This is a genomic window from Pseudoalteromonas sp. S554 (assembly GCF_005930865.1).
GTDB lineage: Bacteria > Pseudomonadota > Gammaproteobacteria > Enterobacterales > Alteromonadaceae > Pseudoalteromonas > Pseudoalteromonas marina.
The window spans coordinates 40,123-63,764 of record NZ_PNDV01000063.1 but is presented as its reverse complement, the minus strand read 5'-3'; the positions used below and the strand labels follow the sequence as shown (position 1 = coordinate 63,764).

The 23,642-nt window shown below is 39.9% G+C and carries 25 protein-coding genes and 1 tRNA gene; 9 read left to right on the top strand and 17 right to left on the bottom strand.

Annotated features, from left to right (window positions below; genetic code table 11):
• Nucleotides 1-106: 106 nt before the first annotated feature.
• From CWB65_RS13780 to CWB65_RS13715, 14 genes are all read right to left on the bottom strand, one after another.
• A complete protein-coding gene (locus CWB65_RS13780) occupies nt 107-925 on the bottom strand; it encodes a flagellin domain-containing protein (RefSeq protein WP_138740786.1) in 819 nt (272 codons plus the stop codon).
• Between the two features lie 252 nt (nt 926-1,177).
• Nucleotides 1,178-2,428: a flagellar hook-associated protein FlgL gene (flgL, locus tag CWB65_RS13775; protein WP_138740785.1), complete on the bottom strand. Its 1,251-nt coding sequence runs from the start codon at nt 2,426-2,428 to the stop codon at nt 1,178-1,180.
• Between the two features lie 2 nt (nt 2,429-2,430).
• The gene (flgK, locus tag CWB65_RS13770; protein ID WP_138740784.1) at nt 2,431-4,437 is read right to left on the bottom strand and encodes a flagellar hook-associated protein FlgK; all 2,007 of its coding nucleotides are present in this window, start codon (nt 4,435-4,437) and stop codon (nt 2,431-2,433) included.
• Between the two features lies 1 nt (nt 4,438).
• Nucleotides 4,439-5,434: a flagellar assembly peptidoglycan hydrolase FlgJ gene (flgJ, locus tag CWB65_RS13765; RefSeq protein WP_138740783.1), complete on the bottom strand. Its 996-nt coding sequence runs from the start codon at nt 5,432-5,434 to the stop codon at nt 4,439-4,441.
• Nucleotides 5,435-5,570: 136 nt separating this feature from the next.
• The gene (locus tag CWB65_RS13760) at nt 5,571-6,665 is read right to left on the bottom strand and encodes a flagellar basal body P-ring protein FlgI (protein ID WP_138740782.1); all 1,095 of its coding nucleotides are present in this window, start codon (nt 6,663-6,665) and stop codon (nt 5,571-5,573) included.
• Nucleotides 6,666-6,677: 12 nt separating this feature from the next.
• Complete coding sequence (gene flgH, locus CWB65_RS13755) at nt 6,678-7,361, bottom strand: flagellar basal body L-ring protein FlgH (RefSeq protein WP_008132667.1); 684 nt, start codon at nt 7,359-7,361, stop codon at nt 6,678-6,680.
• A 15-nt stretch (nt 7,362-7,376) separates the two neighbouring features.
• Complete coding sequence (gene flgG, locus CWB65_RS13750) at nt 7,377-8,165, bottom strand: flagellar basal-body rod protein FlgG (RefSeq protein ID WP_006792703.1); 789 nt, start codon at nt 8,163-8,165, stop codon at nt 7,377-7,379.
• A gap of 20 nt (nt 8,166-8,185) precedes the next feature.
• Nucleotides 8,186-8,929 (bottom strand): flagellar basal body rod protein FlgF, encoded by a 744-nt coding sequence (locus CWB65_RS13745; protein WP_006792702.1) that lies wholly within the window; start codon nt 8,927-8,929, stop codon nt 8,186-8,188.
• Between the two features lie 156 nt (nt 8,930-9,085).
• Nucleotides 9,086-10,450 carry a flagellar hook protein FlgE gene (flgE, locus tag CWB65_RS13740; protein ID WP_006792701.1) on the bottom strand — a complete coding sequence of 455 codons (1,365 nt, stop codon included), beginning with the start codon at nt 10,448-10,450 and terminating at the stop codon, nt 9,086-9,088.
• A 59-nt stretch (nt 10,451-10,509) separates the two neighbouring features.
• Nucleotides 10,510-11,190, bottom strand: coding sequence for a flagellar hook assembly protein FlgD (locus tag CWB65_RS13735; RefSeq protein WP_006792700.1), 681 nt, complete (start codon nt 11,188-11,190; stop codon nt 10,510-10,512).
• Nucleotides 11,191-11,203: 13 nt separating this feature from the next.
• Complete coding sequence (flgC, locus tag CWB65_RS13730; protein WP_006792699.1) at nt 11,204-11,635, bottom strand: flagellar basal body rod protein FlgC; 432 nt, start codon at nt 11,633-11,635, stop codon at nt 11,204-11,206.
• A 5-nt stretch (nt 11,636-11,640) separates the two neighbouring features.
• Nucleotides 11,641-12,048: a flagellar basal body rod protein FlgB gene (flgB, locus tag CWB65_RS13725; protein ID WP_008132681.1), complete on the bottom strand. Its 408-nt coding sequence runs from the start codon at nt 12,046-12,048 to the stop codon at nt 11,641-11,643.
• A gap of 141 nt (nt 12,049-12,189) precedes the next feature.
• Complete coding sequence (locus tag CWB65_RS13720) at nt 12,190-13,020, bottom strand: CheR family methyltransferase (protein ID WP_006792697.1); 831 nt, start codon at nt 13,018-13,020, stop codon at nt 12,190-12,192.
• A 20-nt stretch (nt 13,021-13,040) separates the two neighbouring features.
• Entirely contained in the window at nt 13,041-13,973 is a 933-nt protein-coding gene (locus CWB65_RS13715) for a chemotaxis protein CheV (RefSeq protein WP_006792696.1), read from the bottom strand.
• Between the two features lie 142 nt (nt 13,974-14,115).
• Here CWB65_RS13715 and flgA point away from each other — a divergent pair, with 142 nt between their 5' ends.
• The 3 genes from flgA (at nt 14,116) to flgN (ending at nt 15,643) form a co-directional block, all read left to right on the top strand.
• Nucleotides 14,116-14,823, top strand: coding sequence for a flagellar basal body P-ring formation chaperone FlgA (gene flgA, locus CWB65_RS13710; RefSeq protein WP_138740781.1), 708 nt, complete (start codon nt 14,116-14,118; stop codon nt 14,821-14,823).
• 75 nt (nt 14,824-14,898) lie between these two features.
• Nucleotides 14,899-15,219, top strand: coding sequence for a flagellar biosynthesis anti-sigma factor FlgM (gene flgM / locus CWB65_RS13705; RefSeq protein ID WP_006792694.1), 321 nt, complete (start codon nt 14,899-14,901; stop codon nt 15,217-15,219).
• Nucleotides 15,212-15,643 carry a flagellar protein FlgN gene (flgN, locus tag CWB65_RS13700; RefSeq protein WP_010555884.1) on the top strand — a complete coding sequence of 144 codons (432 nt, stop codon included), beginning with the start codon at nt 15,212-15,214 and terminating at the stop codon, nt 15,641-15,643. The genes flgM and flgN overlap by 8 nt, the downstream gene beginning before the upstream one ends.
• Before the next feature lie 244 nt (nt 15,644-15,887).
• On the opposite strand, the gene CWB65_RS13695 is transcribed toward flgN, so the two are convergent.
• On the bottom strand, nt 15,888-16,346 hold the full coding sequence (locus CWB65_RS13695) for an LPP20 family lipoprotein (RefSeq protein WP_033019180.1): 459 nt from the start codon (nt 16,344-16,346) through the stop codon (nt 15,888-15,890).
• 139 nt (nt 16,347-16,485) lie between these two features.
• On the opposite strand from CWB65_RS13695, the gene CWB65_RS13690 reads away from it, so the two are divergent.
• Nucleotides 16,486-17,679: a flagellar assembly protein FlgT gene (locus CWB65_RS13690; protein WP_008132688.1), complete on the top strand. Its 1,194-nt coding sequence runs from the start codon at nt 16,486-16,488 to the stop codon at nt 17,677-17,679.
• Here CWB65_RS13690 and CWB65_RS13685 read toward each other — a convergent pair.
• On the bottom strand, nt 17,676-18,575 hold the full coding sequence (locus CWB65_RS13685) for a LysR substrate-binding domain-containing protein (RefSeq protein ID WP_008132690.1): 900 nt from the start codon (nt 18,573-18,575) through the stop codon (nt 17,676-17,678). The genes CWB65_RS13690 and CWB65_RS13685 overlap by 4 nt on opposite strands.
• 111 nt (nt 18,576-18,686) lie before the next feature.
• Between CWB65_RS13685 and CWB65_RS13680 the strand changes: the two genes are divergently transcribed.
• From CWB65_RS13680 to CWB65_RS13660, 5 genes are all read left to right on the top strand, one after another.
• Entirely contained in the window at nt 18,687-19,418 is a 732-nt protein-coding gene (locus tag CWB65_RS13680) for a glutathione peroxidase (protein WP_138740780.1), read from the top strand.
• 49 nt (nt 19,419-19,467) lie between these two features.
• Entirely contained in the window at nt 19,468-20,916 is a 1,449-nt protein-coding gene (locus CWB65_RS13675) for a dihydrolipoyl dehydrogenase (RefSeq protein ID WP_008132692.1), read from the top strand.
• Between the two features lie 145 nt (nt 20,917-21,061).
• Nucleotides 21,062-21,994, top strand: a complete 933-nt coding sequence (locus CWB65_RS13670) for a DHH family phosphoesterase (RefSeq protein WP_010555880.1) — start codon at nt 21,062-21,064, stop codon at nt 21,992-21,994.
• 397 nt (nt 21,995-22,391) lie between these two features.
• Nucleotides 22,392-22,694 carry a hypothetical protein gene (locus CWB65_RS13665; RefSeq protein ID WP_006793678.1) on the top strand — a complete coding sequence of 101 codons (303 nt, stop codon included), beginning with the start codon at nt 22,392-22,394 and terminating at the stop codon, nt 22,692-22,694.
• 128 nt (nt 22,695-22,822) lie between these two features.
• The gene (locus CWB65_RS13660) at nt 22,823-23,374 is read left to right on the top strand and encodes a hypothetical protein (protein ID WP_008132696.1); all 552 of its coding nucleotides are present in this window, start codon (nt 22,823-22,825) and stop codon (nt 23,372-23,374) included.
• A 163-nt stretch (nt 23,375-23,537) separates the two neighbouring features.
• On the opposite strand, the gene CWB65_RS13655 is transcribed toward CWB65_RS13660, so the two are convergent.
• Nucleotides 23,538-23,612, bottom strand: a tRNA-Arg gene (locus CWB65_RS13655).
• Between the last annotated feature and the right edge of the window lie 30 nt (nt 23,613-23,642).

Here is a 23,642-nt window from a genome sequence, read left to right as displayed (position 1 = left end):
AAAATATACTTTAATTTTTTATAACATTATTTAATTGTAAGTTTAGTAAAATTAAAAACCAGAGCGATGCTCTGGTTTTTCAATATATAAATTACAACTTAAAGTATTATTGTAATAAAGAAAGAGCTATTTGCGGTTGCTGGTTAGCCTGTGCAAGCATTGAGCTTGATGCTTGTTGCAGAACTTGATTACGGGCTAAATTGGCACTTTCTTTTGCAAAATCGGCATCCATAATTCGAGACTTAGATGCAGAAACATTTTCGGCAACATTTTCTAAATTACGGATAGTAGAACTGAACCGGTTTTGTTTAGCACCTAAATCTGCGCGAACGTCATTAACTGTAGATAACGCATTATCAATCGCTGTTATTGCATCTTGTGCATCAGAGGCTGTATCTATATCTATAGCACTCAGCGCTAAACCTGTTTGGTTCATGTTTGTAGTAATTTTGACGCCTATAATCTGATTTGCGTCTGCACCAACTTGGAAGTCAACATCATATGTACCATTTAACACTTTCACACCACCAAAGGTAGTATCACCTGCTATACGATCAATTTCTGCCTTCATCTCAATAAACTCTTTGTTCAAAGCACCACGGTCAGAAGCTGAGTTTGAGCCATTAGCGGATTGAATTGAAAGTACTCGCATTCTTTGAAGCATATTTGTGGTTTCGTTTAATGCCCCTTCAGCTGTCTGTGAAATAGAGATCCCATCATTTGCATTACGCGCTCCCTGATTGAGTCCATTAACTTGAGACTGCAACCTTGTACCTATCTGTAGACCTGCTGCATCATCTTTTGCGCTGTTTACACGTAACCCCGAAGACAGTCTTTCGAACGAGGTACTTAAGTCATTTGTAGAATTGCTCAAGTTTCGTTGTGAGTTAAGTGAAGATACATTTGTATTTACTGTTAAAGCCATTTTGCCTTCTCCTAGTCAAAGCAGAGTGTGGTTCAACTCTTTTAACAGAACCACTTTTATGTTGTTTTTATAAAGCATGTATTGTGCCAAGTTATAAAACCAATCAAAGGTACTGTTTTAAGGTGTTTTTTTGTTTGATCATGATAATAAGAGGTATATAAATTATTATATTTGCAGGAATGACAATTTATTGCCGTAGTGTCAGCGCAACTTATTGCCGCAATATAAAATAAAGCGGCAATAGTTTACAGTTTATAAATAATCAAATAAGGAAAGTTTTGATAAACGACCAAACGTGGCCTGTGAAGCCTGCAAAGCAGTTTCTTGCTTGGTGAGTTCGCTAATAGCCTCGGCCATATCAACTTCAATTAAATTGGCACGATTGTCTTTATTTTGTATGTCTTGCGCTAAGTTAGAATCAGTTATACGACTGAGAGCACTCATACGCCCTCCTAAGCTTGCCTGAGTAAACAAAACTTGTTCGCTGGCATTTTTTAATTGCACTAAACCATCATTTAAGACATCTTGAAAGTCAGCACCATCAAGTGAGCCATTATTTAATTCGCTGATCAGCTCTTGCAAAGTATTAAGCACATTTACTTTTTTTGGCTCTTCAAGACTAAAGTTAAACTGACCTAACGCGGTACTATCTAGTTGAATTTTCATACCAGCAAACTCAATTCCCCCCTCACTGACTTCACCCATAACAGGTGGAGACAGCGCGGAACCATCGCGAAGTATTTGGTATTGATTCGCATCACCAGGATTAACACCAGCTGTAACCTGTACGTTAAAGGTATTAGCAGTAGCTGCAGCTGCAGGGTCGGAGTTGTAATTGGATTTATGATATTGATCAAACATGCCTTGTTCATCAACATAAACTGTTCCTGTAAGCGTACTTGTTGTATCACCAGTATTTGATGCAACATCGAGACGTGCATCGACTTTTTCAAAGGTATCAAAACCATTATCACTTGATTTAACAGAGACTCCTTCTGCAATTGTAATGCTATGCTGCCCTTGATCACCATTGTAATTGTACTTACCAGAACTAGTTTCAAACTGGTAGGGTTGTGTACTATCCTGATAACCAGAAAAAATATATTTACCATCTTCAGATCGAGTATTCATGAGACTTAGTAATGTTTGCTGCAGCTCTTCAAGCTCTTTACTTATTGATACTTTATCGTTGGTATTTAAGGCACCATTACCAGCCTGAATAGTCAATGTTTGCGCTTTTTGAATTGCATCCGTGATACTGCTTAATACAGTTTCTTCTGTATTTAGGCGGTTATTCAATTGGTTAATATTTTTAGTGTACTGTTCGTTAGTTTGAATTTTAGTAGTGTATAGAGCCGCTTGTGAATAAGCTGATGGGCTTTCTGATGTGCTTAAATACTTTTCACCTGTTGTTACTCGCTCTTGAGCATTTGCAACACCTTGTTGGTTGTCGAGTATTTTATTTATATTGTTTTGGTACATCAAATTGTTTGATAAGCGCATAATTACCTCGCAGCACTTAATATAGTGTCAAAAACAGTACGAGCAGTTGCAAGTACCTGTGCAGAAGCCGCATAAGACTGTTGAAAACGTAATAAATTAGCAGCCTCTTCATCAAGGTTTACGCCAGAAAGCGATTCATACCAGGCTTCTGATTGTTGTGCTAATGCATCAAATGCAGCACCGTTGGTCATTGCTTGGCTGGTCACTACCCCAACATCAGTTACCAAGCCTGCATAGGCCTGATTCAACGTTTTATGATTATCGGCTGAGGCACTTGCCACTACATTTTGACGTACTAAATCGGTATTTTGTAAATCTGCGAGCTTTTGGCCATTACGGTTATCATCAAAACCGCCTTCATTAAATTCTAAATTAAAGGTATCACCTGTAGCCGGTACACCTTCAATATTAAAGTCAAAACCATAGCCATCGTAAGGCGCTCCAGCTTGAGCGAGTATATTATTAGCAGGCGGTGTAACTGTAAACGTGGTCGTGCCATTACCGTCAGTCAGTTGATATTCGTTAGCATTAGCTGTTTTAACAATGCTAATAGGGCCATTAGCTAGCCCTAGAGGGTTACTAAAACTGCCAGTGGTTACATCGGTGACATTACCCGGTGAAATACTGCCTGTGCCTGTATTATCTAGGCCGTCAGCTGTTCTAATTGGAGAGGCTAAGGCAATGTCTTCACCTCGACCACTGGTCAACGATATATTACCCGCAGCGCCACTATTGAGTTTTACCTGAAATTGATCCCCAGCATTACCGGCTCCCGTTACATTAAGCTCTAAGCCAAACGATTCCCCACTAGTAATCGCTGCTGAATCGATAATGCCGCTGGGTGGGATAGTTGCTAAAGACGCTGTACCTAAAGGCTCACCTTTATTATCAATAGGCTGAATACTTACTTCGTTAGGGTTACCCGTATAAGTGATCACAAAGTCACTGGCTGGTAGTTCACTGCCTTTACCAGCCTCAACGGTTGCTGACATATTAGCTGTTCCGGTATTTGCTTGATAAACATAAGCACTGACCGTTGGAATTTCAAAAATATCTCCACCTAATTCACCATTAGCATCCATCCCTAAACGGTTTTGCTGATTAAACGAATCGGCAAGTGCAATGCCCATCTGGCCAATTTGATTTTGTGCAGGCACCAAAATATCGTCTCTAAATGCCAATAAACCGCCAATTTTACCTTTTAATTTAGTGGGGTCTATTTCAAGTGGTACAGCCTTACCGCCATTTACATCTAAGCGTAGCTCTTTAAAATTAGCATCAGGATCGCCACTAATAGAAAACAAGTTAAATGACCCATTTTGCATAACAACGGCTTCACCTGTACCCATAAACACTTGTTTTTCACCATTAGGGCCATCAAGTGTTTCTATATCAATTAGCTCAGATAAATCACGTATTGCTTTATCACGCTCATTATAAGCTGAGCTCGCATCTGCTTCGTTTTTAGTGCCATGAACACCCGCAATTTCTTGATTTAACGAACTAATACTTTCGATTAACGTATTCGCCTCTTCAGAAAATATTTCTAATTGCTCATTAACCACTGCTTTTTGCTCTGAAACAATACCTGCAAGCCGGTCCATTTGATCAATCAAATTTTGCGCATCACTCATCACTAATGAACGAGCAACCGTTGATGAAGGTTGATTAAGAGCTTCTTGTACGTTATTGAACATTGAGTTGATACTAGTTGATAAGCTGTTTGATTTTTCTGAAAAGATTTGATCAACTCGACTCGCTTCACTAACAAATTGATCAAAAAAGCTTTTATTTGAGGTATCTCGGTTTAATTGCTTTTGCGCAAACTCATTCAATAATCGATACGTTTGGCCACGGCCTACCTGATTATCAATCATAGTGGTAAACTCGGTGCGCTCACGTACATACCCTTCGGTATTAACATTTGCGATGTTTTTACTTGTCGTTTGCAGTAGCTCAGCGTTAGCTCTAATGCCTGAATTAGCAATGTTTAATAAATTAAACGACATGTTACTCTACTCCTTGGCGGATCACGCTTGTGGCGATATTCTTCAATTCGTTACTGTTTAGCACTCTTTTTATTTTGTCAGCATAGTTAGGATCGGTTGCATAACCAGCTTGCTGTAAAGAGTCTAAAAACTTGTGCGGCTTTGCCGTATTGTTTAATGCATCTTGATAGCGAGGGTTCTGTGTTAAAAAATCCACAAAGTCATTCACGCTATCTTTTATCGAATCATACGCTCTAAAGTTTGCTTGCTTTTTAACTGCAGCACCTTGCTCAAACTCTAAAGTGACCTTACTGGCTTTTTCACCCTGCCAACTTTTATCTGACTTAATATTGAATAAATTGTTTGAGCTATTACCATCACCTTTATTAATAATATGTTTACCCCAGCCAGTTTCTAATGCTGCTTGTGCGACCATAACCGCCGGATTTAAACCAATTTTTTTAGCCGCTGTTTTTGCGTGTTCCCACACTGTGCTCACAAATTCCTCAGCATTTTCAAATGTGCCAGACGCTATGTTTTGTTCACTTTTTTCAGCTGAATCAACGAGCGGTACTTTTTCAGTGACCTTTTGATTTTCTTGATGAGGTAAGGTGCTACCCGCACGTTGGTCACTAAAGAAATCAGACGTTGTGCGAAGAACAGAGCCTGGCATAAAGTTTTTTCCATCTGGCGATAGTTGCTGCACAATTAAATCAGCAAGGCCTAAAGACCCATTTGATGAAAGTTCTGTGGCCATCTGTTGGTCGTGCATTTCTTCAAAAAACTTAACGCCACTTGCATTAAACGGGCTTTCTTTATCTTCAAAAGCCTCATTAGCTTTACGCATACTTTTAAGCAGCATTTGGGTGAAAATAGCTTCAAATTGTGCCGCTGCTTTTTTTAACGCCGCTTTAGATGCATCGGTTGATGCGTCACCGCTGTTTAAAGCATCTCGACGCAAAGAGTCTAAGTTGCCTAAATCAAAAAAGTTTTGCTTATCTAGATGATTTGTTTCCATCAGCTTTTTGACACAATAATTAATAATACCTAGTTAAATGCAATAATTGAGCCAAAAGAAGAGTAGCGATGAAAGGTTAAGGATGAAAGGTTAAGGGTTAAAGACCCTAGGGCTTAGGGTCTAGAATCTTATAAAACTAAATTACAACAAGCTGACCGTTAATTGCACCGGCTTCTTTAAGTGCTTCAAGAATCGCCATTAAATCGCCAGGGGCAGCGCCAACTTCATTAATAGCACGAACTAAATCATCAAGGCTGACACCTGGGTCAAATACAAAAGCACGTGAATCATCTTGATTAACGTCAATAATACTTTGTTGGGTAACCACTGTTTCCCCCTCTGCTAAAGGATTTGGCTGTGCCACATTTTGTTGCTCTGAAATGGTGACGGTTAACCCGCCATGTGTTATTGCTGCAGGCTGTAACTTGACATTTTTACCAATCACAATGGTGCCCGTACGCGAGTTAACGATAATTTTTGCAGACATATCTGCAGGTTTAAATTCAAGATTTTCAAGCGTTGATAAATAAGACACACGTTGAGAAGCATCTCTAGGGGCAATCACACGAACAGACACAGAATCAATTGCTTTTGCACTGTTAGGCCCGACTAAATCGTTAATTGTTTTTTCAAGGCGCTTTGCCGTTGTAAAATCAGGGCGGTTTAAGTTAAACGTAATAAAATCGCCTTGCATAAACGGACTTTTAACTTCACGCTCTACTGTTGCGCCATTTGGAATACGGCCAACTGTTGGGGTATTAATAACAACACGGCTGCCGTCAGCGCCTTGGGCACCTAAGCCCCCCACTATTAAACTACCCTGAGCTACGGCATATACATTGCCATCAGCCCCTTTTAAAAACGTTTGTAATAACGTACCACCGCGCAAGCTACCCGCGCTACCGATAGATGAAACGGTTATATCAATTGTTTGTCCGGGCTTTCTAAATGCGGGTAATTCAGCATGTACAGCAACTGCAGCAACGTTTTTAATCTTAGGGCTTAAATTTGCAGGTAGCGAAATACCAAAATTGCTTAACATGCCTTTAAAACTTTGCTGAGTAAAACGGCTCTGCTCACCCGTGCCTGGTAAACCCACTACTAAGCCATAACCTACCAACTGGTTCGATCTAACCCCTTCAACCATAGAAATATCTTTAATACGCTCAGCATGTGCCGAAAATTGACAACCTATTAGCGTGATTAAACAAATTAATTTTAATACATTCATAATGAATGCCCTCTAAAAAGGAAAAATCGAGCTGCTGAAAAAGCGTGTTAACCAACCTGCACTTTGCGCTTCTTGTGTTTGCCCTTTGCCAGAGTACTGAATACGCGCATTGGCTATTCGGTTTGACTCAACTGTGTTATCAGAACTCACATCTTGCGGGCGTACTAAACCTTCCAAACGAATAAATTCTTCACCAGTGTTTAACGTTAACCATTTTTCGCCACGAATAACTAAGTTACCATTAGGTAAAACACGCATAACATTAACCGAAATATTGCCAAATAAGCTGTTTGATTGATTTGATCTAGAATCCCCCGTAAAAGAGGCGTCACTACCAATGCCAAACTGGATACTATCGCCGCCTATATTGACCGGAAGGCCTCCGAGCCCTATGACAGGGTCTAGGCTTGCATCAGATTGCTTATCGGTTTCGGTTTTAGCTGCTTTAGTAGCTTGAGTAGACTCTTGTAAATTTACAGTAATAATGTCGCCAGTACGCAGTGCTTTTCTATCTGCGTATAAGTCGTTTGACACATTAGTATTAAATAACGAACCTGTTGCAACTACGGGTTCCATACTTGGTTCAGGATACATTGGCGCATAATAGGGGTCATCTTGAACAATATCACTATTTTGTGTTGAAACACAGCCACTTAAAAATAATGTACCTACCGCAAATAACATATAATGACGCATAATTCCCCCTACACCTTATAATTGCTGATTGATGTAACTCATCATTTCGTCAACAGCCGAGATGACTTTAGAGTTCATTTCGTAAATACGCTGCGTTTCAATTAGGTTAACCAGCTCTTCAGTTACATTTACGTTTGATGTTTCAAGTGAGCCCTGAATAATTGTGCCTAAGCCTTCTACACCCGGGTTACCTTGCACAGGCGCGCCACTTACTGCCGTTTCGGTATAAAGATTTTGCCCTACAGGCTCAAGGCCCGATGGATTAATAAAATCGCTAATTGTAAGCTGGCCAATCACAACATTATCAGCTTGACCTGAAATACGAACAGATACCTCACCATCTTGTGAAATAGTAATTGATTGCGCATCATCGGGAACATTCATTTCTGGTTGCACCACATAACCAGAACCAGACGTGACAATTCGACCATCGCCATCGGTAGTAAACTGCCCATTACGCGAATAAGCAATATTGCCATCGGGTTGTAATACTTCAAAAAAGCCAGGCCCTGAGATCATCCAATCCAATGAATTCTCAGTGGTTAGCATATTACCCTGAGAAAAGTTTTTTTGGTTAGCCACTACTTTTGCACCAGCACCTAACATTAAACCAGACGGCATTTCAGTGTCTTGCGACGATCGCCCTCCTGGCTGGTTAATATTTTGATAAAGTAAATCTTCAAAAATAGCGCGGCTTTTTTTATAACCTACCGTACTGGCATTCGCTAAATTGTTTGATATAACCGAAATATCGGTTTGCTGAGCGTCTAGCCCCGTTTTACTGATCCACAATGCTGGATTCATAATCGTGTCCTCATTTAAAGTTAAACTATGCGCATCAGCTGATCTTGTGATCTATCCAGATCTTCAGCTGTTTTCATCAGTTTTACTTGTAACTCAAATTGACGTTGATGGCTGATCATATCGACCATTTCGTGAACTGGGTTCACATTAGACATTTCTAAGGTTCCGCTTAAAACTTTGACATTGGCAGAAGTATCAACAACCTCTCCTGCTTTAGGCCTAAATAAACCATCGTTCCCTTTTTCTAGTTGAAAACTATTAGCTTCAACCACCTTTAAGCGGTCAACTTCTTCTAAAAACGTAGCAGGCGCCCCCTGCGGGCGAACTTGAATTGCGCCGTCTTCACTAAATTCAATTTTTTCAATCGGTACTGGTAAAATGACTGGCCCGCCTTCGCCAATTACTTGACGACCATGGCTGGTCATTAACATACCTTCAGCGGTAATATTTAATGTACCCACCTTAGTGTAAGCTTCATTGCCTGAGGCATCTTGGACGCTTAACCATGCGTTATCACTCATTGCAATGTCGAGGTCTCTACCTGTTTCAACTATGCCGCCAGAAGTCATATTAGAACCTGGGCGCTCTTGCATAGAAAACACACGTGATGGCAACCCTTCACCAAAAGCCTGCATAGAGCGAGCTTGTGCAAAGTCTGACTTAAATCCAGTAGTATTCGCATTAGCCAAATTATTGGCTTTAAGGGCTAGCCCCTGTAAGCTTTGTTTAGCGCCTGAGGCCGCAATGTAGACCATTTTGTCCATAGCATCGACTCATATTAAAAATCTCTATACACAAGAAATGCAAAATAGATGCCACAATAGGAAATGATGTGAAATGGTTATAAAACAAACTAAATGAAGTGAAAATAAAAAGGGCCACTTTAAAAAGCAGCCCTTAAAATTATGTTAAGTATTAAATTAACGAATCTGTAAGATTGCCTGTTGTAGTGTTGAGTTAACCTCAAGCGCACGAGAGTTAGCCTGGAAGTTACGCTGAGCACTTATTAGGTCAACCAGCTCATTAGTTAAATTCACATTTGATTGCTCTAGTGCTGATGAATTTATTGAACCTAAAGTACCTGAACCAGGTTCACCCGCAATTGGCTCACCTGACGTTAAGCTTTTTTTCCAAGCAGTATCACCAACTTGTTGAAGGCCTTGCGAGTTTGAAAAACGCACCATAGCAACTTGACCAAGAAATGTTGAGTCGCCATTACTGTATGATGCAACAACCTTGCCGTCTGTACCAATATCTATGCCAGCCAAACGACCTACCGTAGCACCATCTTGGTCTAACGCTTTAACTTCAAATCGGCTTGCGTATTGAGTAGGCACTTTATTTGTAGTGCCCGCTTCATCACGCCAGTTAATATCAATATCATCTGGAAAGCTTGCGCCATTAGTTAAAACATCAGATAAACCAGCCGCCGCACCCGCACCACCAGGTACAGTAAGCGGGTTAAAGGTTGTACCTGTATTAGCAACACCATCAGTGCTACTTGGTAAGCCACTTGAGTCAAATTGAAAGGTTGATAGTGGTGTAAATGGTGCTGCCGTTTCTTCTAGACCTGCAGGGCTGAATGACTTGCCATCTAATGTAGCGTAAGTTTCCCATTCGTTATCATTACCCGTTACTGCAGAATCAGTTTTAACAAAGAAAAACTGTAATACATGGGGTTCACCCAGAGAGTCATAAACCGTTGTTGATGTAGAGCTGTTATATGAAGCACTCGTTTCTGGGTCAAAAGCAATCGAAGGCGCATCTGCACGAGAGTCTAAGTTAAATGAGCTGTAAACATTAGTCGTTGCACGTGGTGAACCCGATGAATCTGGGATCTGCAATGCAGACGATGTGCTCAAACTTACAGACGTTGTATCACCTGTTGCTTCATCAACAGGGAAACCTTGTAAGTAATTACCCTTTGCATCAACTACAAAGTTATCTTTATCTAATTTAAAAGCGCCTGCTCGCGTATAAGTAAAGTCTTGCGCGCCCAAGTCTTGGCTCATTGCAAAATAACCCTCGCCTGTAATCGCTAAATCAAGTGAGTTATTAGTAAATTGCAGCGAACCTTGGTGAAATTGCTGAGCAACCATAGTGGTTTGAACACCGTCACCATTTTTAGTTCTACCTGAACTAAACACTGAAGAAGCATATACATCTGCAAACTCAGCGCGAGACTCTTTAAAGCCGGTTGTATTAACGTTCGCAATATTATTTGCGGTAACGTCTAAATCTTTTTGTGCGGCAGCTATGCCTGTTAATGCAATATTGAAGCTCATAATTGACCTCTAACCTATTAAATACAGCCTGCAAACAGGCGAAATATTATCAAACTCTATTACGCGATCTCTGCGACATCAGTCAGCCTAACCGCACCTTCTTTAGTGTTAATAATGATGCCGTTAGCACCGTTTATATTTACACTTTCAATATTCTTGAACGTAGCAATGGGTAAGCTTGAAAACTCACCATTTGTACTGCCTTCAGCTACAATATTGTATTCACCCTCAGGCAACCGCTCACCGGCTTCGTTTTTACCATCCCAAGCAAAGCGTATTGCACCAGCAGACTGTGAACCTAAATCAATACTGCGAACTAATTGACCTGACTCATCAGTAATACGAAGCGTTAAGCTATCTACTGGGCTTTCTGCAACGACGGAACCTTTCGCTTCACCCGTTGCATTTAAATCTAAGGAATCCGACTCAAGTAATGCTTGCTTACCAACCAATGTTGATGCCTGCAAAGCAGAGTTAGATGTCATCGAAGCTGCTAGCGACTCAAAATTACTATTAAGATTTGAGATACCTTCAGCCATCGTAAAATTGGTCATTTGTGCAATCATTTGATCGTTATCAGCAGGTTTACTCGGATCCTGAAACGATAATTGCTGAGTTAACAACGAGAAGAAATCTTCTTGAGTTAACGCATCGCTTTGCTCTTCGGTTGTCGTTGGTGTTGTATCCTGCCAACGCAAAGAATCTAAATAGGATGAAGATGTACTAATATCGTTACTCATAACCTACCCTCGGTTAACGCTGACCTAGCAGCAGAGTTTTACTTAACATTTGCTTAGCTGCATCAGCAACTTGCACGTTTGTTTCATAAGAGCGAGAGGCAGAAATCATGTTCGCCATCTCCTCTACAACATTAACGTTGGGTTTGTAGATATAACCATTTTCATCCGCACTCGGGTGATTAGGGTTGTATTCAATCTGCAGTGGTGCACTGCTTTCAACAATGCCCAGCACTTTAACACCAACAGAAGAGCCCTGATTATTACTTACCGACTCAGAAGCTTTGGTAAGCTCTGCAGCAAATACAGGTTGTCGCGCTCGGTACGTTTTGTCTTGAGAAGAGCTAATTGTATTAGCATTCGAAATATTACTCGCAGTGGTATTTAAACGAACATTCTGTGCGCTCATACCAGAACCAGCAATATCAAAAACGTTATATAAACTCATAATTATTATCCTTGACTACCGAGAGCTTTATTCAGGCCTTTAAATGTGCCGCTTAAAAATTGTAAGCTAGCCTGATACTCCATAGCATTCTGTGTATACAAGTTCCGTTCCACCTGTACATCCACTGAGTTACCATCACCTGTATCTGTTTGATTTGGCGTACGAAATAATTCATCACCACCCACACTACGGGTACCACCACCAATGTGTTTTTCATTAGTAGTTACCATTGTATTGCCGCTTTGCTGGTGTGATTTTGCCGCTTTTAATGCTGAGGCAAAGTTAATATCTTTTGCTTTGTAGCCCGGCGTATCAGCATTAGCAATATTACTTGCTAGCACTTCTGCTCGTTGTGAACGGATCAACATAGTATGCTGATGCACACCTAAAGCTTTATCAAAACTGATAGCCATAACCATCTCCAAAAAATTGACTTAACTTGAATAAAGCAATAAATAAGCCATTTATAATTGAGTAATTATATTTTTTGTAATCGAATGATTTAAAATGAAAAACGACACATGATGTGTCGTTTTGAAGGAAAGAAAAAAGGTTTATTTCTTTTGGTAAATAATGCCAGGGTTGCATCTAACCATATCAAATTCGTCACTCAACCCGGCCATTGACTCCGAAGCCCCTAAAAATAAATAACCTTTAGGATTAAGCGCTTGTGCAAATTGTTTAATAATTTTTGCTTTTACCTCTGGAGAGAAGTAAATAAGTACATTGCGGCAAAAAATAATATCGAATTTACCCATTAATGCATACGAATCTAGTAAATTTAAATGCCTAAAGCTCACTTGTCTTTTCAAAGTGTCGTTAACTTTTGCCATACCATTGCCGCTGTCTGTAAAAAACTTTTTTCGACGTTCTGCAGACAACCCGCGCGCCAAAGCTAACGCGTCATACTCGCCATTTTTACACATGTCTAGCATAGTGTTAGAAATATCAGTACCAATGATCTGAGCACCCATTTTTAAAACGTTAGGCTGCTTAGATTGAAACTCAGCAACCGACATAGCAATAGAATAAGGCTCTTGACCAGACGAACTAGCTGCAGACCAAATTTTTACAGGCCGCCTCAAATCTTTAAACTCAGGAAACAATCTGTTCTGAAGTAGCTCAAAGGGGTATTGGTCTCTGAACCACAAGGTCTCGTTTGTAGTCATCGCATCAACAACAGCCGCGCGCAATTGCCTCTCATGCGGCCCGAGTGTTTTGCTAACAAGTTCAGATAACGACCCTACATCAAAACGAGCCATAAGGGGCGCAAGTCTACTTTTTACCAAGTATTGCTTGTTTTCACCAAGAACAATACCGCATTGCTGTTCTAAAAACGAACGGAACTGATCGTATTCATTTTGCTGCAAGTCTTTATTATTCAAATTAGTAGCACCTGTTTTGATTATTCACAATGAACCCACTTTTTAACCGCCGTGGCTAATTCATCAGGGTTAAATTTGGCAATAAAATCGTCAGCCCCAACCTTTTCAATCATTGCTTGGTTAAATACACCACTCAGTGATGTATGCAAAATGACATGCAAAGGGGCAAGTTTAGGATCTGCTTTTATTTCTGCAGTTAGTGTATAGCCATCCATTTCAGGCATTTCAACATCAGATATAAGCAAAGCAACACGTTCTGTAATATCTGTTTGACAATCAAGCTTGGCAATTTCTTTTAATCTTACGAGTGCTTCTTTGCCATTTTTAGCCAACTCAGTTTGTACACCCAGCGGCTCAAGTGCTCGTTTTACCTGATTTCGCGCAACCGCACTGTCATCAGCTATAAATACAATTCGTTCACCTAAATCTTTTTGAATGTCACCACTTTCAGCAACTTCAGAACTTACTTCTGTGTTAACAGGGCAAATTTCATTTAATATTTTTTCAACATCTAAAATTTCTACCAGCTCATTTTCTATTTCAGTAACGGCTGTTAAATATGAATAACGTCCGGCACCCGATGGTGGTGGCATTATTTTTTCCCAGTTCATATTAACTATACGTTCAACACCACCGACCAAAAAACCTTGCACTGAGCGATTATATTCAGCAATTATGATAAAGCTGTCTTTGATGTTATCGATTGGACGTCCACCTACCGCCATAGATAAATCTATGACAGAAATAGTTTGTCCACGAATATGAGCTACACCACGAATATAAGAATTCGATTTTGGCATACTAGTAAGCGGAGGACATTGAAGGACTTCTCTTACCTTAAATACATTGATCCCAAAACGCTGGCGCCCTCTGAGTTTAAATAATAGTAATTCTAGGCGGTTCTGGCCAACCAACTGAGTACGCTGGTTTACTGAGTCTAAAATGCCTGCCATTAAAATCTCCTTTAGAAAACAAATAATACGGAACGATAATTGCTTCCTACATATACAAAGCTACACAACATCGTGGGAGCGTCTTAATTTTGACGCAAAATATTTATACCCTGTTTGAAACCATAAGCATAGTCGAAACATTATGAGTTTGTTAAAAAAAATCAAAAGATACAGTGTTTTTTATTTTGTTACTAGCCTAGGAATGGCATTCCCTGTATCTGCACAAGTATTTAGTAAAGCATCACTACAAGAAATGGCTGTAAAATACATTGCTGAACAAATTGGCGAACACGATAGTGAGCAAATACACCTCAGTGCATTGCCATTAGACAGCCGTATACCTGATCGTGCTTGTTCAACGACACCTGATATTATTTCATCAAGTGAACCACCGTTTAACAGACAAATTACAATACAAGTAAAATGCGACGATGCACAAAGCTGGGCACAATACGTACATATAAAGGTGCTAAAAATGGCACCTGTTGTTGTAACAACTGATAATATTGCGCGCGGTGAAGTAATAACCAGCGCTCACCTAACCGTTGAAATGAAACCGACACACTTTGTAAGAGTGCAATATCAAGACGATCCTAAAGCACTTATTGGCAGTCGAAGTAAACGCAACATTCGCGAAGGTATGCCAATATTGCTCAATCAAATATGTATGGTATGCAAAGGTGATGCTATTAATATTTATGCAAGCACAAAAGGCTTACAGATAAAAACGACCGGTGTTGCGCTTGAAGATGGCACTCTGGGCGAACAAATACTTGTAGAGAACAAAAAAACAGGTAAAGTTTTAAATGCGCGTGTAGATGGTGTAGAGTCTGTACAAGTAAATATTTAATTAAAAATAATATTAAAGTTTACTAAAGATATGCCGATATACTGGTATTAGTTGGGTAAATTATGGATTTTTATTATGGTTAATCAAGTCAATTCAGGTAATCAACAACCAAGCGCTTTAGCTAATGCTAAACAACAAAAGGTTGATTTGCAAAGAGATAATGCAAATACACAAGCAGCTCAATCGGCTACGCCTAAAGCTGCTAGCGATTCTGTAAGCTTAACACCACAAGCACAGCAATTAAAAACACTGCAAGAAAAAGCACAGCAATCTTCTGGTTTTGACAGTAATAAAGTTGCTGAGCTAAAAAAAGCAATCACTGAAGGCAAGTACCAAATAGACAGTGAAAAGCTTGCCAAAAATTTAGCTGACTTCGAGTTTGATGTCTATGGCTGATCATAATAGCTTAATTATTGTTAAGCTAAACGAGCAAGATAAGTGTTTAGATTCTCTCTCTGTTTTATTAAACGACGAGCTAACAGCTATTGCCTCAAGAAGAGGTGAAGGTTTAAAAGAAATTACCCAACAAAAAATGACTTTTTTAACCAAGCTAAATAGCCTAGATCAAGAGCTGAACAAGTTACTTGCTAAAAATGACGAACAGTCTGAAGAGCTTCCCGAGCTCATAGCCCAAGTTCGCAGTAAGTTAGAGAAATGCCAAAAACAAAACGAAGTAAACGCGCATGCAGCACATCAGGCGCAGCTTAGTGTAAAACAACTAAAAAACATTTTAATTGGTGCCCCATCGTCCACCACATATAATCAGTCTGGCGGTGAAGTTAACACCAACGGTCAGCTTGTCAGAAATTTAAAAGCATAAACTCAAAACGCTTCAGCCAAATTATCTACTTTAATAATATTTAAACCTGCTAGTTACCGGTATCTCAAACTTGAAAACCCAAAAATTGAGCCAAGCTGCGTCAACCTTTTTGACTGAGGTTTTTTTACTCTGGTGAGACTGTTTAGTTGGCGCATTGTAATATTTAAACTGCTGTATACTTAAAATTCTAACTTGCCTAAATACTAAACGTACAGCTGTAAAATTTATTTCGAACGTCAATTTATCAGTAATACGTTACTTTTTTTACTTCACGTGGTTTTATTTCGCCAATATATAAATCATGCACGCGCTTCATATTGAGTTCAAGCTCAGTGACGTATGTGTCGTCTACTGCATACGTTTTTATAATTTGTGCACCTTTAATAACGCCCTGCACTTTGCTTTCTAGATAATCATCCTTAGCGACTGCGTTTTCAACGCTCATACCCGCAGTTACCTTTTGCCCATATACTTGCTCTGTAAGCTCTCTGTATGCTTCAAGTTTAGAGGCTTTAATAGCCATAAGCTGCTTTTGTGATGCGCTTGCCCCTTTTTGTAAACTAATAGGTGCATAACCTACCGCTTTTAATACCGGGTAATTATTAGGCTCAACATATTTGTACTCAACATGCTTATCAAACACGCTGCTGCACCCACTCAAGGTTAAACACCCAAGTGTAATAACTAATGAAATTGCTCGCATAATTTTGTGCCCTAGTAAATTAATTACGGTGGTATATGCATGTTTAATGCCATTTATAACGTTATTTTTATTGATTAATAACATTGGTACAGTCCTTGCTGCCTCAAGATAAAGCTAACGTTTATTTGGAGCAAAAAGTATGAAATCGTTTTTATTAAAGGCATTTGCAGGATTAAGCGCAACTGCGTTATTTACGTTTTCGACTTTTTCAAATGCGCAGTGGTATGAATCTACAGGGCACGCACTTATTCAAAACGACGACATAAGCGCGGCCAAATCTGCAGCTATAAAAGATGCCATAACTCAAGCGTTGGTTTTTTCTGGGGCGCGTGTCAGCTCAGTACAAACCTTGGTAGACGGCGTATTAATGCAAGATCAGTTAAAAATTAGTAGCCACGGCGAAATTCAAAAAATTGAACTTGTAAGTGAAAATAAATACGACGATAAATTTGCGATTACCCTGCGTTTAGATATATTTGCGCAAACAGAGCAATGCCCGCAAAGCAGCTTTAACAAGTTTGTTGCCGTAACACAAAGTCAGCTAGCTCATCGAGAGCAAGCTAGAATGGGTCAAATATTTGACGTAAACAAAGCAATCAGTAAACGAATATTCACTACCTTACAAAAATCAAAAATGAGCGCGCTACCCGTTGCTTATTACAATATACCTTTAAATGTAGATAGTTACTTTTCGCAGCAGTACGACTACTCAAAAGTTCAGTTAGAAGAAATATCATCTCGCACCAACGCTCAGTACGTATTACTGAGCCAAATTACAGACCTATCAACAAGTGATAAACTCAATAGTGATTATGCTTTTTGGCAAGACGATAGCTACCAACGCAACTACAAAATAGAGTTTAGCCTTTTTAATGGCACAACCTATGAGCAGCTTTGGAGCAATAGTTATCAGGGCCAAGGCACTTGGCCATTCGAAAAAACCGCCATCATTGATGTAAACAGTGATAGATTTTGGCAATCACCCTACGGTCAAAGTATACAAGATATAAATCAAACCTTAAGTTATGACTTACAAGCTGTATTAGCCTGCTTTCCAACGCAAGGTAAAATAATGCATATGGAAAACAGCAAAATAGTAATTAATTTAGGTAAAGCACATGGCCTAAAGAAAGGGCAAATGCTGAGTATTGCACACCATAACTACCTAACTGATGCAGCTGGTAATGTAATGCCTCACACCACTACAACACTCAACAAAATACGTGTAGAGCAGTTATATCAACAAACTGCAGTTGCAGTAAGCATTGACGACCAGCCCTTACCCGGCGTACAAATCAACGATGTAGTTGAAGTAATAAGCCAAGATCTTTAAAGCGCTTTAGCAAGCTGTGTTTTTAAATTAGGGTGAGCCGACAACCACTCACCCAACTGCTCAACCCCTGCCAAATGCGGATAATGCTTTCTGCATGCAAACACCACATTACGCTGCTGATTGGGGAATATAGGCATATAATCAATACCCGTGCGCTGTGTGCAAGCTAACTTTGGCACAAAAGTAACGCCATCATCCATTGCCACCAGCGCAAGTAACGTTTCTAAACTATTGCCTTTATATTGATTAGACACATCAACCCCTGCTGAAAAACAAAACTTTTGGGCTTGATCTTTAAAGCAATGGCCATCACTTAACATTAATAGACTGCAACCCTGAAGATCGCTAAGCGCGACTTTTTTATGCTTAGCCAGCGCGTTATCTTTTGAAACAGCGACTAAAAAGTCTTCTTTATAAAGTGGAATAGTGTGGTAATGGCTAAGCTCAGCTACATCGGCCAAAATTGCAAAATCAAGCTCACCATTGTTAAGCGCATCTAATATGGTGGCTGTTTGCATTTCAATAAACGCAAATTGGCTATCTACAAATGCTTCTTTCATTGAGGTTAACAAAGTTGGCAATAAATACGGCGCAATAGTTGGAATAATACCAATTGTTATCTTACCTTGTAATGGTTCATTAGAGGTAGAAGCCAGCTCTTTGAGTATTTGAGTTTGCTCTAAAATAACCTCTATTTGCGCTAATAAACGTACACCTTTAGCAGTTAGGGTTACTTGTTTGGTTGAGCGGTCAAATAAAGTAACACCTAATGTTTGTTCAAGTTTTTTAACCTGCCCACTCAGTGTAGGTTGGCTAACAAAGCACGCATCGGCTGCTTTACGAAAATGTTTATGTTGTGCTATGGCTTTAACGTATTCAAAGTCTTTTAAGTTCATGTTCAGCTCCACCCTGATAGCTTTTGACTATCAGTTTAATACAAACAAACGATTAGAACTATATTTAAATTTTCGCCATAATGGCTTTAACAAATCAAGAGGAACTAAACCATGTTAAAAAATATTGAAGGTCAAACAATCCCAAACGTTACATTTGCAACACGTCAAAACGACGAATGGAAATCGGTAACAACAGACGAGATTTTTAAAGGCAGAACCGTTGCTGTGTTTTCACTACCGGGTGCATTCACCCCAACATGTTCATCTACTCACCTTCCTCGCTACAACGAGCTAGCTGGTGTGTTTAAGCAAAATGGCGTAGATGAAATTGTATGTTTGTCAGTTAACGATACATTTGTAATGAATGCATGGGCTGAACACCAAGAAGCGCAAAACATTACTTTACTACCAGACGGCAATGGCGAGTTTACAGACGGCATGGGCATGTTAGTAGACAAAAACGATTTAGGCTTTGGTAAGCGCAGCTGGAGGTACTCTATGCTTGTAAAAGATGGCGTAATTGAAAAAATGTTCATCGAACCAGACCTACCAGGCGACCCGTTTGAAGTGTCTGATGCCGACACCATGCTTGATTACATCAACCCTAAACAAGCTAAACCTGAGCCAGTAAGCGTTTTCACTAAGCCCGGTTGTCCATTCTGTAAAAAAGCAAAAGAACTACTTACAGAAAAAGGTTTTGCCTATGAGGAAATTGTTATGGGTGCAGGTGCATCATTAACAAGCCTAAAAGCAATCTCTGGCCGCGACACCGTTCCACAAGTATTTATTGGTGGTAATCACATTGGTGGTTCAGACGACCTAGAAAAATACTTTGCCAAATAAGTAAATTTAAATGGGGGCCAAGTGCCCCTATTTATTAAAGGAAAATACAATGAAACAATTGCAAACCGACGTAGTAGTTATAGGCGCAGGTACAGCAGGCTTAAGTGCATACCGAAACGCTAAACAGTTTACCCCTAACGTACTTATGATCGAATCAGGTCCTTATGGTACAACCTGCGCACGCGTAGGGTGTATGCCAAGCAAATTATTAATAGCTGCTGCAGAAGCTGCGCACGCTATAGAAATGGCACCTGCATTTGGTGTGCATAGCTCAATGCCGGTAATAGACGGCAAAGCAGTTATGGCACGCGTTAAAAGTGAACGCGATCGTTTTGCTGGTTTTGTAGTAGAAGCCGTTGATGAACTACCAGACGAAGACAAAATTAAAGGTTACGCTAAATTTTTAGATGCAAACCGTGTACAAATAGATGACCACACCATTATTACAGCCAAGCGGTTTGTCATAGCTACAGGCTCTCGCCCTTCTTACCCTGGCGTATTTAATAATTTTGGTGACAAATTAATCATTAACGACGACGTATTTGAGTGGGACGACCTACCAGAATCTGTTGCCGTATTTGGCCCGGGCGTAATTGGCCTTGAAATAGGTCAAGCACTTAGCCGTTTAGGTGTTAATGTAAAATTATTTGGTGTAGGTGGTGCAATTGGTCCACTCACCGACCCCGTAGTAAAAGACTATGCAAATACAGTTTTTGCAAAAGAGTTTTTTGTTGATACCGACTCAAACGTATCAGACATGATGCAAATAGGCGACAAAGCGCAGCTTACTTACACCGACAAACAAGGTGAAAAACACACCGAACAGTTTGACTATGTACTAGCCGCAACAGGCCGAGTTCCTAATGTAGACAAGCTAGGCCTCGAAAACACAGGTATAGAACTTGACGAACGCGGCGTACCGCATGCCGATCCGCACACAATGCAATGTGGCGAATCAAACATATTTATAGCCGGCGATGCAAGCAACATGATCCCGCTACTTCATGAAGCGTCTGATCAGGGAACCATCGCAGGGCAAAATGCAGGGCGCTTCCCAGATGTACGCATTGGCCTACGCAGGGCCAAAATTGCCGCTGTATTCAGCGACCCACAAATTGCCATGGTAGGTGAAAGCTTTACCCAAATAACAGACCGTTTAGGCTCATGTGGCTGTTTTGAAGTGGGCGAAGTCAGCTTTGAAAACCAAGGCAGAAGCCGCGTAATGCTTAAAAATAAGGGCCATATGCGCGTATACGCAGAGCAAGGCACCGGCTTATTTTTAGGCGCCGAATTTATTGGCCCACAAGCCGAGCACATAGCGCATCTGCTTGCATGGGCAGTACAAAATAAAATGACCGTACCACAAATGCTTAATATGCCGTATTACCACCCGGTTATTGAAGAAGGCTTACGCACCGCACTGCGCGATTTAAACGCCAAGCTTAAGTTTGGCCCAGATATCATTAACCACTGTATGGAATGTGGCCCAGGCGCATAACTTACAAAAAATAAACACTTGCTATCAAAAAGCCAAAACGTCTGTTTTGGCTTTTTTATTTATATAATTTTTAAGCACTGGTATCTCAAAAAATAGTTTAGCTGTTACACTGAATACGTAATTTAATTAAAAAGATGGAATAGCTATGCCCAATAATAAATTTAGACTAGTCACTCGTAGCGATTTTGATGGCCTTGTATGTGCTGTACTACTAAAAGATTTAGATCTAATTGATGACATTTTGTTTGTACACCCAAAAGACATGCAAGATGGAAAAATAGACATCACCGCTAACGATATTACCACTAACCTTCCCTACGTAGCGGGTTGTCACATAGCATTTGACCACCACTTAAGTGAAACCGTTCGAAACGCAAGCGACATTAAAAATCATATAATTGACCCTAAAGCGCCTTCAGCTGCGCGAGTCGTTTACGACTACTACGGCGGCGCCGAAAAATTTCCTAATATTTCAGTAGATATGATGGACGCTGTAGATAAAGGCGACGCAGCTCAGTTTTCTAAAGATGAAATACTCAATCCAACCGACTGGGTGTTAATGAACTTTATAATGGATGCCCGCACAGGCCTAGGCCGCTTTCGCGAATTCAAAATTTCAAACTACCAGTTAATGATGAAGCTCATTGATGCATGTAAAGATCAAAGCATCGACGACATTTTGCAAATGGAAGATGTTGCAGAGCGAGTTGCGCTTTATAATGAGCACAACGAAAAAGCAAAAGCACAAATAACACAGTGTGCAACAGTGCATAAAAACCTAGTGGTACTAGATCTAACTCAAGAAGAAACCATTTACGCCACCAACCGCTTTGTAATTTACGCCATGTACCCCGACTGCAATATTTCAATTCATAAAATGTGGGGGCTTAAAAAGCAAAACGTAGTGTATGCAATTGGTAAGTCAATTACTAACCGCAGTTCAAACACAAACGTAGGTGAGTTATGCCTTAAATACGGCGGCGGCGGCCACTTAAATGCAGGAACCTGCCAAGTAGAGACCAGCCAAGCCGACACAGTACTCACTGAGCTGATCGATAAAATCACTAATGATGGTTAATTACTAACGATTAAATATCAAAATAAAAAAGCGAGTAAATTTTCATTTACTCGCTTTTTTATGTGTAGTTATAAATTTTTAGCTATAAAAAACTGTTTTGCTAACGCTTCAACTCAATAGTTATTAATATCTTAGGTTTTTAAGGGCGGCGATTAGCAGACGTTGAGGTTGACTAAATATCGTAGTTACTTGATTGGTCAAACTGCCCTTTGCACATATATTCATGTAAATGAGCGACGCGCCCATATTGTTCCATTTAACTTTACTGAAAAGTTTTAGAAAACTTAGTGATAGTAATACCCTAGGTTATTTGTTAAAAGTAGATAAGTGAGCGTTAAGTCGGCAGAAATATGCGCGATGAGCGCACTATTAAATTGTTATATTTGTCTGGGAAATTATGCATAAGCACACCTTTAAAGAAGATGAATGGCCTTTCAGTTGCCCAATAGACTCTGCTGCAGTAACTACCAAATTTGTCTATGAAAGATTGGAGCCAATAATCCAAGTTAATCATTACATAGATGATGGGTGGCAATTTATGTGCAACACTACGGATGACCCCGATGACGGCATGGTAATTTGTATGGGGTGTTTTATTAGCAAATTTCCAGAAATGATTGAGCTTGCAGATCTACCTAAAGGCTGGGACGCATTCAGAGAAGACAAAAATCAACCGTGGGACAAACAGCAGTTTGAATAAGCCACAAATATAACAAACACATTAAGTCGCTTCGCTGGGACGCTAACACATGGGCTGCGTCACTTCGCTCCTAATTTTAGCCCATGTGTTACCGCCCTTTATGTGGGTGTTAGCTTGAAGGGAGGCGTATGTTTTCAAATATGAAACTTAGTCATTTAGTATTGCTACTAAGTTCGACTTTCACAGCAGGGAGTTTCGCTAACGTATGCTCAAGTGATGAGCTTATTCAAATCAATAATTATATTTATGACGTTAAGAACCTATCAAAAAGTTATCACTCTGCTGATCGAATAGATGAATATCATGATTACTTAACTGCAATGGAAAGGTATAAGAAATCAACTCCAGAGTGGAATGATAAACAAGCTTTAATTAACGCGTTCAGTTCTTCTTTAATTCTGTATCCTGCTTTTTACCAAGTTTCTTCTGTTACACACGTTAAAATGCAACGCGCAGAAAACCAAACCTCTTTGACTTTAAAAATTAATCGCAATGAAACGAAGGGAGTTGATTCGTTAAGTGTGTCTCTTAACCCAACAAATAATAAGATAATTGGTGCACTATTTTATTCTGATGAAAAGTTTGAGAGCGGAGATATATGCAAAAAAGAATTGGGACTAGAGTATATTCAAGCTAACAAGCAAATGCAGCCAACGCCAAACAACGGCTCGGCTGAATAGCGCGTTACCAATGACCGCTCACAGCACAAAGCAGACTGAATGTAATTTGGCTATTTTAATAAAAGGACAGCGCTAATTATTTATATTTCAATTTACTCTGCTACATATGTGCTACACAAAAATTAAAGAGAAGAAGAAGAAAAGCGTAACCCATTGATTTAATTGGTAGCCCCTGCAGGAATCGAACCTGCAACTGCCCCTTAGGAGGGGGCCGTTATATCCATTTAACTAAGAGGCCACAGCGGTGTGCTAGGGTTAAATTATAACG

Excerpts from the sequence above, each read along its gene's own strand:
- CWB65_RS13780 (WP_138740786.1), bottom strand. The coding sequence starts at position 925 with ATGGCTTTAACAGTAAATACAAATGTATCTTCACTTAACTCACAACGA.
- flgL (WP_138740785.1), bottom strand. The coding sequence starts at position 2,428 with ATGCGCTTATCAAACAATTTGATGTACCAAAACAATATAAATAAAATA.
- flgK (WP_138740784.1), bottom strand. The coding sequence starts at position 4,437 with ATGTCGTTTAATTTATTAAACATTGCTAATTCAGGCATTAGAGCTAAC.
- flgJ (WP_138740783.1), bottom strand. The coding sequence starts at position 5,434 with ATGGAAACAAATCATCTAGATAAGCAAAACTTTTTTGATTTAGGCAAC.
- CWB65_RS13760 (WP_138740782.1), bottom strand. The coding sequence starts at position 6,665 with ATGAATGTATTAAAATTAATTTGTTTAATCACGCTAATAGGTTGTCAA.
- flgH (WP_008132667.1), bottom strand. The coding sequence starts at position 7,361 with ATGCGTCATTATATGTTATTTGCGGTAGGTACATTATTTTTAAGTGGC.
- flgG (WP_006792703.1), bottom strand. The coding sequence starts at position 8,165 with ATGAATCCAGCATTGTGGATCAGTAAAACGGGGCTAGACGCTCAGCAA.
- CWB65_RS13745 (WP_006792702.1), bottom strand. The coding sequence starts at position 8,929 with ATGGACAAAATGGTCTACATTGCGGCCTCAGGCGCTAAACAAAGCTTA.
- flgE (WP_006792701.1), bottom strand. The coding sequence starts at position 10,450 with ATGAGCTTCAATATTGCATTAACAGGCATAGCTGCCGCACAAAAAGAT.
- CWB65_RS13735 (WP_006792700.1), bottom strand. The coding sequence starts at position 11,190 with ATGAGTAACGATATTAGTACATCTTCATCCTATTTAGATTCTTTGCGT.
- flgC (WP_006792699.1), bottom strand. The coding sequence starts at position 11,635 with ATGAGTTTATATAACGTTTTTGATATTGCTGGTTCTGGTATGAGCGCA.
- flgB (WP_008132681.1), bottom strand. The coding sequence starts at position 12,048 with ATGGCTATCAGTTTTGATAAAGCTTTAGGTGTGCATCAGCATACTATG.
- CWB65_RS13715 (WP_006792696.1), bottom strand. The coding sequence starts at position 13,973 with ATGGCAGGCATTTTAGACTCAGTAAACCAGCGTACTCAGTTGGTTGGC.
- flgA (WP_138740781.1), top strand. The coding sequence starts at position 14,116 with ATGAGTTTGTTAAAAAAAATCAAAAGATACAGTGTTTTTTATTTTGTT.
- flgM (WP_006792694.1), top strand. The coding sequence starts at position 14,899 with ATGGTTAATCAAGTCAATTCAGGTAATCAACAACCAAGCGCTTTAGCT.
- flgN (WP_010555884.1), top strand. The coding sequence starts at position 15,212 with ATGGCTGATCATAATAGCTTAATTATTGTTAAGCTAAACGAGCAAGAT.
- CWB65_RS13695 (WP_033019180.1), bottom strand. The coding sequence starts at position 16,346 with ATGCGAGCAATTTCATTAGTTATTACACTTGGGTGTTTAACCTTGAGT.
- CWB65_RS13690 (WP_008132688.1), top strand. The coding sequence starts at position 16,486 with ATGAAATCGTTTTTATTAAAGGCATTTGCAGGATTAAGCGCAACTGCG.
- CWB65_RS13685 (WP_008132690.1), bottom strand. The coding sequence starts at position 18,575 with ATGAACTTAAAAGACTTTGAATACGTTAAAGCCATAGCACAACATAAA.
- CWB65_RS13680 (WP_138740780.1), top strand. The coding sequence starts at position 18,687 with ATGTTAAAAAATATTGAAGGTCAAACAATCCCAAACGTTACATTTGCA.
- CWB65_RS13675 (WP_008132692.1), top strand. The coding sequence starts at position 19,468 with ATGAAACAATTGCAAACCGACGTAGTAGTTATAGGCGCAGGTACAGCA.
- CWB65_RS13670 (WP_010555880.1), top strand. The coding sequence starts at position 21,062 with ATGCCCAATAATAAATTTAGACTAGTCACTCGTAGCGATTTTGATGGC.
- CWB65_RS13665 (WP_006793678.1), top strand. The coding sequence starts at position 22,392 with ATGCATAAGCACACCTTTAAAGAAGATGAATGGCCTTTCAGTTGCCCA.
- CWB65_RS13660 (WP_008132696.1), top strand. The coding sequence starts at position 22,823 with ATGTTTTCAAATATGAAACTTAGTCATTTAGTATTGCTACTAAGTTCG.